At 43.5% G+C, this 11,718-nt stretch carries 9 protein-coding genes; 6 read left to right on the top strand and 3 right to left on the bottom strand.

Annotated features, from left to right (window positions below; translation table 11 throughout):
• Nucleotides 1–226: 226 nt before the first annotated feature.
• The 6 genes from ISR87_14610 (at nucleotide 227) to ISR87_14585 (ending at nucleotide 6,531) form a co-directional block, all read left to right on the top strand.
• Entirely contained in the window at nucleotides 227–505 is a 279-nt protein-coding gene (locus tag ISR87_14610) for a peptidyl-prolyl cis-trans isomerase (GenBank protein MBL7026672.1), read from the top strand.
• A 50-nt stretch (nucleotides 506–555) separates the two neighbouring features.
• Complete coding sequence (locus ISR87_14605; protein MBL7026671.1) at nucleotides 556–1,923, top strand: nucleoside kinase; 1,368 nt, start codon at nucleotides 556–558, stop codon at nucleotides 1,921–1,923.
• A 5-nt stretch (nucleotides 1,924–1,928) separates the two neighbouring features.
• Complete coding sequence (locus ISR87_14600; protein MBL7026670.1) at nucleotides 1,929–2,567, top strand: thiamine diphosphokinase; 639 nt, start codon at nucleotides 1,929–1,931, stop codon at nucleotides 2,565–2,567.
• Nucleotides 2,568–2,583: 16 nt separating this feature from the next.
• Complete coding sequence (locus ISR87_14595; GenBank protein ID MBL7026669.1) at nucleotides 2,584–3,963, top strand: sodium:solute symporter family protein; 1,380 nt, start codon at nucleotides 2,584–2,586, stop codon at nucleotides 3,961–3,963.
• Complete coding sequence (locus ISR87_14590) at nucleotides 3,963–4,739, top strand: SDR family NAD(P)-dependent oxidoreductase (protein ID MBL7026668.1); 777 nt, start codon at nucleotides 3,963–3,965, stop codon at nucleotides 4,737–4,739. The genes ISR87_14595 and ISR87_14590 overlap by 1 nt, the downstream gene beginning before the upstream one ends.
• 151 nt (nucleotides 4,740–4,890) lie before the next feature.
• Nucleotides 4,891–6,531, top strand: coding sequence for a hypothetical protein (locus ISR87_14585; GenBank protein MBL7026667.1), 1,641 nt, complete (start codon nucleotides 4,891–4,893; stop codon nucleotides 6,529–6,531).
• A 69-nt stretch (nucleotides 6,532–6,600) separates the two neighbouring features.
• Here the strand turns inward: ISR87_14585 and ISR87_14580 are convergent, their stop codons facing one another.
• The 3 genes from ISR87_14580 to ISR87_14570 form a co-directional block, all read right to left on the bottom strand.
• Nucleotides 6,601–9,510, bottom strand: a complete 2,910-nt coding sequence (locus ISR87_14580; GenBank protein MBL7026666.1) for a T9SS type A sorting domain-containing protein — start codon at nucleotides 9,508–9,510, stop codon at nucleotides 6,601–6,603.
• 126 nt (nucleotides 9,511–9,636) lie between these two features.
• Entirely contained in the window at nucleotides 9,637–10,395 is a 759-nt protein-coding gene (locus ISR87_14575) for an ATP-binding protein (protein ID MBL7026665.1), read from the bottom strand.
• Between the two features lie 10 nt (nucleotides 10,396–10,405).
• The coding region (locus ISR87_14570; GenBank protein MBL7026664.1) for an IS21 family transposase at nucleotides 10,406–11,718 on the bottom strand (1,313 nt) is incomplete at its 5' end.

Below are 11,718 nucleotides of genomic sequence, written 5' to 3'. Positions count from 1 at the left end.
TTATGAGACATATTACTTAACAGAAAGGAAACTGTTCATCTAAAGATCGCTGATAATCAGATATCGTGAACCCACAAACTTTTTTGATCAAATGTATCAGACAAAACTCTTTAACTGGGCTTTATATCGGAATCAGGGCTCTGATATATACAAGAATAACCGAGTTGATTCATTGATAGAATTCTCTATCTTGCATTCTGTCTTAATATTGAATATGTAAGGAGCAATTGTGGAGTGGAGAGCCAGCCATATACTGGTCAAAAATAGAAGTTTAGCCGAAGATATTTTTAAACAGCTACAGAAGGGTGCTCGCTTTGAGCAGCTTGCCAAAGAATACTCCACTTGTCCCAGCAAATCAAAAGGTGGGGACTTGGGATGGTTCGGCTCAGGCCAGATGGTGAAGCCTTTCGAGGAAGCAGTCAGGAAAATGGGTAGAGGTAGACCCTCCAAACCCATTTCAACGCAGTTTGGATATCATATCATCAAAAAGACCGGCGAGCGATGAGCAATCAGTTCGAATCATACCGCCATAAAACACGAGCGGTAGTATTCCTCATGTCAGCTGCCATAAAATCAATCTATGGTAGCCAGAGGACACTCATTATCGATCATTCTTTTGGGGATGGGTATTTTTGTATTTTAAAAGAACAGAAAGGGGTGTCTGTTGATGCGTTGAGCCAGATTTATAAAACAATGCTTCAACTACAGACAGAATCCAGGCACATCAAGATTAGGGCAGCAAAACCTGAGGATTGGAAGCACTTGTTGGCACCCAGGATAAGCACATTGCGACCACCTGTTCTCATACTGGCAAACCATATATCAGCCTCTTATGAATTTACCAATCTTGATCTATCTGCACTTCCCAAATTTGAACTCATGCCTTATGATAGAGGATTCCTGCTGCGGATAGGTGAGAATGGGAATGATCTCATCGAATATTCTGATTCACCAAAACTATTTGGCATGATGAAGGAACATGAACGATGGGGCAGGATTCTCAAGGTATCATCCATCTACGATCTTAACAAACAGATTATGGAGAAGGGCTTTAAACAGGTTATCTGGGTTGCCGAAGGACTGCATGAGAAACGTATTGCCGCCCTTGCAGATGATATTAGTAATCGAGATGGAAGCCGGGTGATCTTCGTAGCCGGTCCCTCCTCCTCTGGCAAAACAACATTTACGAAACGGCTCGCCATTCACCTTGCAGTAAACGGGATACAGTCGAAGTACCTCTCAATGGACAACTATTTTTTAGATAGAGATAAAATTCCACCTCAAGCAGATGGTACATTGGATTTTGAGAATGTGAGCTGCATCGATCTTGAAGCTCTGCGACGAGAATTAAATCAACTTGTTAACGGTGAGGCTGTAAATAAGCGCAGCTATAACTTTGTGGATGGGAAACAAGAGATCCATATAGATACCATGGCACTAGAGCCAGATGAAGTACTCATCTTTGAGGGTATTCATGGATTAAACCCCCTCATTCACGAGGGCATGGCATCTAATAGGTATTATCGAGTGTATATAAGTGCATTAACGCAGCTTAACATTGATAATACTCATCCCGTTTCTACATCCGATGGACGGCTCATACGCAGGATTGTCCGAGATCATAAGTACCGTGGATATAGTGCCGACGACACCATTGGCAGGTGGAACTCTGTCCGACATGGAGAACTAAGTAATATATTTCCATTTCAAGAACAGGCTGACATGATGTTTAATTCTGCACTTATATATGAGCTATCCATACTCAAGAGATACGCACTCCCTTTATTAAAGGCAGCTTCTAAAAACACAATCAGGGATAGACTTATTACACTACTGTCCCTCTTCCACACAATCCCAGATAGACACGTTCCTGGAACTTCAATATTACGAGAGTTTATTGGGAACAGCTACTTTAAGTATTAATCAAAATGAATATCTTAATCGTACTAGCCGGAAACCCTCCAAGCAAAACACTACTTAAAACTGAAATTCAAACAGCAGATCTTGTTTTAGCTGTTGATGGTGGATTTAATGTGTTTCGAAAACATAAACTTAAACCGGATCTTGTGCTCGGGGATTTGGATTCAGCCGAGTTGGTAACGACCGATGATGTTGAAGTCATTTCACTTCCAGACCAGGACCTCACAGACTTGCAGAAGACGCTCCAGTATGTGTTTGAATCGCACTCTGTGAAGTCATTGATATTCCTTGGAGCTGGAGGTGCCCGAGCGGATCATTTCCTTAATAACCTGCACCTATGTGCATCAATTGATAATTCGGTGAGGATCATTTTCAAAAACGAAATTTCATACAGCACAGATTTCTCGCTGGAAATAATTGAGAGAATTACCCCACAATCTAATTTCGACCTGCCGGTCAAGAAGGGCTCTACTTTGAGCATTTTGCCCATTGCTGATTTTTCAGGGTTGCATTCAGAGGGTCTCAAGTGGGAAATTGAGGAGTGCGATCATTCTGACAGCTTTATTAGTCAAAGTAATGTAACGATTAAGGATGACCCCACATTCAGAATACGTTCAGGATATGCCTATATCACTGTGTATCAATAGTTAACGAGATATACTTATGAATATACATTTAGTTGATATTGGTATAATCTCGGTCTACTTCGCCGCAGTATTATTTGTCGGATTATACAAGACTCGGACTGATTCAACCAGTAATTACATGGTCATGGGTCGGAAACTGACCCTGCCTGCCTTCGTGATGACATTGGTGTCAACCTGGTACGGTGGGATTCTAGGTGTCAGCGAGTACAGTACGACCTACGGTATATCCAATTGGGTCATATTTGGACTCCCCTATTATGTTTTTGGAATTGCCTTTGCCCTGCTCGTTGCCAAAAGAGCACGATCCCTTGAAGTAAACTCACTTCCCGAAATTTTGGTTTCGGACTATGGCAAAAATGCGGGAAGGCTTGCTTCAGTCTGGGTCTTGTTGCTTGCTAGTCCGGCTCCTTACATATTGACTCTGGGATTGATACTGAACTTTTTTCTGGGCATGAATCTGGTTATTGCCATAATAGCGGGCGCCGTATTTTCTCTGTTTTATATACTCAATGGTGGTTTGACCTCAGTAATTAAAACTGACAAGCTGCAATTTATGCTCATGTTTGCAGGGTTTGCGGTTATTCTGATTGTGTTAGGTGGAAGGTATATGAACCCCATTGAACTCTGGCAATCCCTACCAGAGTCACATACATCCCTCACAGGTGGTAAGAGCTTTGGATATATACTGGTTTGGTTTTTTATTGGCTCCTGGACTCTGGTGGATCCAGGCTTCCATCAAAGGGTTTATGCAACCACCACACAAGGGATTGCAAAACATGGTATCCTCTGGGCAGTTTTCTTCTGGTTTCTCTTTGATCTCATGACAACGCTTACAGGTCTTTATGCCTTTTCCTACCTCCCCTCCAACACGGTTCCCTCACAGGCATTTCTAGTTCTTGCAAATTCAGTATTACCAGTCGGTCTCAAAGGAATGTTTTATGTTGGAATTTTGGCTACCGTCATGTCAACCCTGGATAGCAACACCCTGGTATCCGGGATCACCCTGGGAAAGGATATTTTCTCTGGATATCCTGCTTTTAAAAAACATTCAACCAATGCGCTCATTAAAGCGAGTATGGTGATTGTATTGTTAATGGGAATTATCACGGCCATTTGGATGCCATCTGTTATTGATCTATGGTACACTTTTAGTTCCATATCGATTCCAGCACTTCTGGTTCCAACACTCCTGAGCATATTTAAACAACCACTCTCCAGTCGTGCAGCCCTGCTTAATTTGACCCTCCCCCCTCTGGTGTCGTTTCTCTGGTTCCTTTTTGGAAAAATAGATGAATGGAATTACTTTTGGGGGCTTGAGCCATTCTATCCTGGTATTTTTTGTAGTTTGGTCATATTGATACTGTTCAAGAACTCGCATAAGGAAACAACTCAGTGATAAACCGTCTACAAGGGAAGAATATTTTAATAACAGGAGCTAGCGCCGGGATTGGCGAAGCATGTGCCCACTTGTTTGCCCAGCAAGGTGCAAATCTGATCCTCACGGCAAGACGTGAACAGAGATTGCGTGAAATGGCCATCAGACTTCAAAAAAAATATAAGATAGAGGTTTTTGCACTGGGTCTCGATGTGAGAGATGGATCTGCTGTTGAAAGTCTGATCTCCACATTGCCCGATTCATTAAAAAATATAGATGTTCTGGTAAATAATGCCGGACTGGTGCTGGGTGTTGAAAAGGCGCATGAAACACCTCGTGATGACGTTGATGTTATGCTGGATACCAATGTCAAAGGTATTTTGAATATGATTAGAGCCGTTGTTCCAAATATGGTGGCAAGGGCACAGGGACATGTGATAAATATATCGTCTATCGCTGGTCATGAAGCTTACCCGGGAGGAAGTGTCTATTGTGCCAGCAAGCATGCCGTGGATGCTCTGACAAAAAGTCTCAGAATGGACCTTGTCTCTACCCCGCTCCGTGTTACGGCCATCTCACCTGGACTTGTGGATACAGAATTCAGTCTGGTAAGATTTAAAGGCGATTCCAAGAAGGCTGAGGCCGTTTACCAGGGACTTGAAGCGCTGGTGGCAGAAGACATCGCTGAAGCAGTAGTATTTGCCGCTTCCAGGCCAACCCATGTCCAAATTGCTGATATGATTATTTTTCCCACACAGCAGGCTGCAGCCACCGTTGTGCATAGGGAGAGCAAATGAACACCTCGCTACATGCGTCATTCAACTGGTTATTTGTTAAAAAAGGATGTATATCACATGCATTAACTGACGTGTTCAAGCTCAATTAGCATTACAATGTGAAAAATTATCTTCACGACATGAACACTATTAACCTCGGGAGGGGATCAAAATGAAAAGAACTGCACTACGATTCATATTATCATTAAGTGTAATCATCCTATTTGTCACCAATTGTGAGGATATCAATAATGACAATGAAGTGTCCCCAGAGGATTCTGCAGCCGCAATCGTTCTTGTTGCAGATGCAAATGCATCCCTGCTTCCTTTAATTGGAGGATTGCTAACAGCTGATCCCGATTCTGCTCAAACCATTCTTAATGGTATTGATTTAAGCGAACCACATGGGTTCTATATGGAAGCTTCTGAATTGGATTGGCGTAATCAGGATGCCCATTTTGGTCTCGGGTTTACCAGTTTTCTTATTTTATCTCAAAAGACGCTTATGAACGATATTTTTGGATCAAGTGTGGAAGTAATTGCCCCTTTTGATGATGCAGGAGCCTCAGCAAATCCTGTGGGATATGGATTTGGACTCCCTCTCTCAATTCCCAGAGTAAAAGGAATGATTGCTGCATACTTTGAAACGCCACTGTCTTTTGCCCGATTGAAGTTTGAATCACTGGATACCTTTAATGATTTTCAGGCTCAGGTGAATAGCACTCTACTGCCCATGGTTGATGCAGGTCTGGCATCTCTGGATTCTCTTGATGACAATCCAGTATTTGTTTACACTCTGGGTACAAGTCTGCAGATAGATATGACTGATATTATAGCAATGGAGTCATCCCTGTTTGCGCTCCAGGGTTTCTTCAAGACCTTGACAGCTTACAATTATCAATTGGACACGAGTGATCCATCTGCCATTATTTCCGGATTAACTCTAGGCTCAACATTTGGCACTCTGAATAGCGATGGAGCCACCCTGCTCAGCGAAGCCCATGCATCTGCACTGTCTTCTATTGATCGGGCTGAGCAAGTCCTTGCCATGGTAGATGCTGAAATGACTGAGCTGAGTCATCTTTTCGTTCAATTTACCCAATCTGAATCATCACAAATACAGACAAGTCTGGATATGCTCACAACCGCATTATCGGGACCTACAACCATTGTGTATGCCTATGCCGATGAGCGGGGTGACTATACTATAGAGGCAAGTGCCTCCATAGATATTTCACAATATTACCTCAATCCAGTAGCTGATTCAAAAACGTTGCTGCCACCTTATACAATGAGTACAACCACAGCCTACAACTACAATCAGGTTACTTTGTACGAACAAATCAGTTTTGAAGAGACTCAGGTTCAATTAGCTGGACTCAACAATACTCCTATTTCCGTTAATATTGAATATAATGAAAGTATTAGTGACACCAGCGCAACCGTTACTCTAGGGTTCTTGTCGTTCAACTTATTGACAGCAAATCAGAGTGATTTACCTCCAGCAATATGGGATCTGTGGGCTGAATTTCTGCTCACCGTCGGAGAATATTCTGATGAACTCCACAATTTCCCTGAAATCTCATTTCATTGGAATGGATTTATTACCACAGGTGCCAGTCTTACTATTGATGGAAATATTGCCATAGATTATTTGGAAAGAACAGGAGAATATGCCGCTCCAGATGTTTTATGGGCCGCTACCTCATATGCTGATTGGCTGAGTGGTTGGAGCGACCCAACTGCAAATGGGATGTTTCCCGACTTTCTGGCTGAAGATTTTGCTCTCCTGCTTGGAATAAGCTGGGAATAATATTTATTTTATTGAAATAAAAAAGGGTAGTGAATCACTACCCTTTTTTTAATCAATCAGATCTGTAAACTATTTAATTAGAACCATCTTTATGGTTATTAACTCATATCCATTATTGAGGATAGCAAGATATATTCCTGCAGGATGACTCCTTGCTTCCCACTGGATTGAATGCACACCAGCTTCCTGCTGACCGTCGATCAAGCTTTCGATTTGTTGCCCTAAAATATTGTAAATAGAAAGCTGTACGTTGGTCGTTTGGGATAGTGAATATTCTAATGTTGTCGACGGGTTAAAGGGATTTGGATAGGCATTGAGAAGCTGGAATGCCTCAGGCAGAAAATGGACTTCAGGACTAACTGAAACGGTTTCCAATGCATTTGGACCCACATCATCAACTGTCAAGGGATGACGATACACTGTCGATACCTCGTATTCATCGGCACCAACATCATTGACACCAGACCTTTGTTGCCCTTGAATATCCTGAGAGATACTCAAATAATCAACCAGAGCAGCATCCCTGGCAGGACTGCTTTCGCTGAGCAACCAAAGACTATCAATATTTGCATTGGTAAGCATAGGATCGATGGTATTGATTTCACTCGCCTCAGCTTCCATCCCGATTCCAAATGCACCCTCCTGGAACATGATATTACCACTCCAGGTAAAATTAGTCGGCTCATTGATTATCTCTATGAGATCTTTCTGGCTTCCAACCACAAGATTATTTGCCATGGTGACATTCCGTGGTTCACGGTTCCATGAATTGTCAGAGCGCCCATATCCAATTTCAATGTTGGAATAATTATTCACCAGCGTGTTGTGGGTAATAGCCACATTATCAATTCGCCAGTGTGCACTGAGGGAACCTGTGTCAGTATCACCATTTGTGAGTGTGATGGCTGCATCCCAACGGAAACCAGTTAAATCTGAAAAATAATTATTATAGATTTTGTGGTTGCGGGCATAGACCCGGACACCACCAGTGCCTTCTTTGCCATCTCCCAGGAAAAAATTGTCATGAACCACTGAACCATCTCCATGTCGTAGTGATACCGTACCCTGGGACCGCTTTATCGTATTGTATCTGACCGTATCCTTACAGCTTTTGATAGAAATTATTTCAGGGTCACCATCACAATCTTCAAAAAGGTTATACTCAATGACCGTAAACCCATCTGTGAGCGAGAGCTGGCTCCACCCTACCCGTATTGCTTCCATTTCATTATCATGACGTGGACCAATATTGTAGAAGTAGTTGTGATCGATACGATCATTCTGTGAAACATTATCACCGCCATCGATGGTAATAAAATTACCCAATTGATGTTTATCCCGGAATATGTTGTGATCAATACGGTTGTGATGACTGAGACGGTCCGGCTCATCCCAAACACCACCAATATAAACCCACTTTCCATTTTGACCCTCAGTCTCAGTGATTTGAAATGTATTGCGGGTAATGCGGATGTTATTACAAGCCTCCAGTTTGATGACAGTGTAGCGATCCGATGTAAAATGGAATCCCTCAATAGTGATGTATTCTGATCTCCTCAGTGTGAAATAGGACTCCCCGGCAAGCACTGCACCTCCAATATTTGCGGCTCTAATGATTATAGGTTCGCTGGAAGTACCTGAGGTTTCCATAGAGATACCACCCGTATCATATTGACCATCTGCCAGCTCAATAATGTCACCAGGTCGTAAATCATTGCTCTCACAGATGTCCTCAAATGCAGAGGCAGTGGAAACTTCATATATTGTTGGCGGTGTATCGTCATAGACAATCACTGCACCAATTGTCATGTTGCTGTGCACCACAAAGGTCTGTTCAAGATCAGTTCCTGAAAGATCCCCTGTCCAACCCTGATTCATAAAGCTGGTGGGCACATCCAGGATCGCCGTAACATTCGTATAATCATAATAGAGACCGCCAGGTGGTGAAAGTGTAATGGTTCCATAGGTCGGCTGATTGACGGTAACCGTGTACTGAACTGGCGGGTTATTTGGATCAACAGAAACGTTGGCGCTAAACTCCATATCGCTGGTGATTAAAAAGGTTTTGACCAACTCGGTACCTGAGAGGTCACCAGTCCACCCAGAATTCAAGTATCCCTCAGGGACCCACAGGGTCGCAGTCACTTCAGAGCTGTCTGGATATTCATCAAGATCAGGATTAACGGATATTGAGCCTATTTCAGGTTGGACATATTCCAGGGTACGGGTGATGATAAGTTCGGGGAATTCTACATCAGATATTGGCGTTGTACCAATATAAATATCGTCAATGGCAGCATCTACACTTCCAGTTGCACTATCATATCCCAGATTAAAACGGAGGGCGTGATATTCCTTAATACCAGCTGGTCTGGTGCCAGAAGCGGTTGGTGTATAGGTCTCTCGGAATGATCCAGAGACAGCCTCTGATCCATTATAGATCACCTGATATCCAGCATTTATATAGTCTATTCGGGCGCTTAGACGATTCCATTCATCAAAATTATAATTGCCGAGATACAGTCTTGAGCCGCCATTAAACATTTGGGCTGAGCCCGATGTCCCTTCAGGTGTATCAAACTCCATGACGAAGGTCCGCTTTTCGCTGCCCCCACCAAACAGGTCGTATCCACTAATGGCAAAATCCTTGATTGCCATGGAAGTTATTTTAACAAACATATCAAGATAAACGATACCGCTCACACCCTGTTCATTCCCCTCGAAGGTTATGTTATGAACAACAAGTTGCTGATTATCGGCAATGAAATTAAGACTCTGAGAACCAGAATGAACCATCTCCGCGGTAGTTGTGATATTTGCTACACCATCCTCGAGAACCCAATCACCCTGGCCATGGATGGTTCCAACTGTATTGGTTTCAAACGAAGTGACCAATATGTCTTCTGCATTCAATGTGAAAGAACCAAACAATAGTAACAAAATCAAAGTTATTAGACGGTTTTGATAAATTGAATTCATAAGCGACCCCTAAATATTTAAGTCAATTAAATATATTCTCAAATAATCTGGTTATTCCGGAAGTTTCGGACACCTATTCCGGTTTCTTTCGGACACCGGATTCGCCCCTGTTCAGGTCTGTCTAGTTTAAGTCGATGTGTCCGAAAGCGCCACCCTGTTTTTAACCTTTCTCATGGATTCTCCTTTCAAGTCTAATCGGTGAGCATTGTGTATTACCCGGTCCATTATGGCATCTGCCAGAGTCGGGTTGTTAAAGTAGCTGTACCATTCTTTTACAGGTAGCTGGCTGGTAAAGATATTACTGCCAGCCCCAGTCCTTTCTTCTATTACTTCCAGTAGTTCCTGCGCTTGCCCCGTTGTCAGTGATGAGAGTCCAAAGTCATCCAGGATTAACAGATCAAAACGAGTCAACCGTTTCATCAACCTGGGATAAATCCCTTCAGCTCTGGCCATAGCTATATCTGAGACAAGCGGTGATATTCTGGTGTAATACACTGAGTACCCGGAAAGGATAGCCTGATTACCTAGGACACAAGCCAGATAGGTTTTGCCTGTCCCAGTTGGACCAGTGATAACGACATTTTGATGTTGCTGTATCCAGTTGTTTTGCAGCAAGCTTTTCACTACTGATCTCTTGAGGTTACGAGCAGCTTGATAATCAATGTCTTCAGAGAAGATGGGCTTGTACTTCATTTTGGAAGCTCGGAGCATTCGTTTGGTCTTCCGGTTCTTTCGGTCCAGGACCTCTCTATCGATAAGATATGAGAGTCGCTCTTCAAAGCTCATCTCAGTATAGTGGTTGGGTTGTTCCATCTGTTCAAGTAGAGCTGCTTTCAGCCCTGCAAGTTTCAGCTGTGAGATCTGATCGAGTGTGTGGTCTATCATCTTATCACCCCTACTCGTAATAACCCTGACCACGCACATTCTCATGATGGTCTTCAGGGGTATAAATGTTTATGGTTTCAGGGATGGGGTGCTCATAGCTCTTGTTGCTCATGATATTCACGAAGTGTTTCACTCTGAGTAGCCGTAACTCAAGCATACGTTTTGAGACCGCTTCAATACGGAAGTTATCCTGTCCCTTAGCTCTGGATAGTATCCCCAGACAGGTCCGAAAGCCCATTTCAGGATGAGGCTTCTCTGACATGATCTTTTCAAAGAGTGCTCCTGTAGAAGGACCATGACTCTTGCCCCAGCCAATGATCCTGGAAGGTGTCCATTCTGCCATGGCCCGATGGGCACTTGCCATGTGCTCTGTTTTGGTAGCGGCTACTCGCTTACCAGGACCACGTGCATGCATGGCAACCCGTTTGTCCTTGTGGTAGATCTCTACTGTGGTCGAAGAGTAACGGGCACCCACCACTTCTCCCGCTAACTGATAGGGTACACTGTAGTAATCACCTTCCAACTGGATGTGATAATCGATATTCACCCTGCAGTCTTTGAAGTCCCTATAGATATAGGTTCTGCTCGGTAAGGCTTTCAGAGCGGGCTGATCCAGCTTTTCAAACAACTCACGCCGACTCTTGTTAAGATGTCTCATCTTGCGGTTGTTTAGATCTTCCAGCAGTTCCCAGATAGCCTCATTGAGCTCATGAAGGCTGAAGAACTGTCGGTGCCTCAACTTGGCTAGTATCCAGCGTTGAACCAGCTTGACACTCAGCTCAGCTTTGGATTTATCCTTGGGTTTAACAGGTCTGGCTGGTAATACCACCGTACCATAATGATCGGCCATATCCTGGTAGCTCTCATTGATATCAGGATCATACCAGTTCGATTTTGTCACAGCTGATTTTAAATTATCTGGTACCAGTACTTCGGTCACACCACCATAGAACTGGAAGGCTCTGACATGCGAGCTAATAAAGTCGTGCTTCTTCTGGCTCATACTGGCTTCAGCATAACTGTAGCCACTGGCTCCCAGGGCCGCTACAAAGACTTCTGCTTTGCTGATCTCTCCTGTCTTTGGGTCAATGACCTCCATGGTTAACCCAGAATAATCAACGAACATCTTCTCGCCGACTTTATGCACTTGACGCATACTGATGCTCACCTTCTTTGACCAGAGGCGGTAGTGCTCACAGAACTGGGAGTAACCCAGCCCGTCGGGATGTTGTTCACGGTATTCCTCCCATAACAGGGAACGGGTTACATGTTTCTTCTTCAGCTCGGTATGCATCTTGGTAAAGTCTGGCAAGGGACGGCTTG

This window comes from Candidatus Neomarinimicrobiota bacterium, assembly GCA_016784545.1.
Classification (GTDB): Bacteria; Fidelibacterota; UBA8477; order UBA8477; family JABMPR01; genus JABMPR01.
Note: the sequence above shows the minus strand (reverse complement) of the source record. Positions and strands in the feature narration are given on the sequence as shown.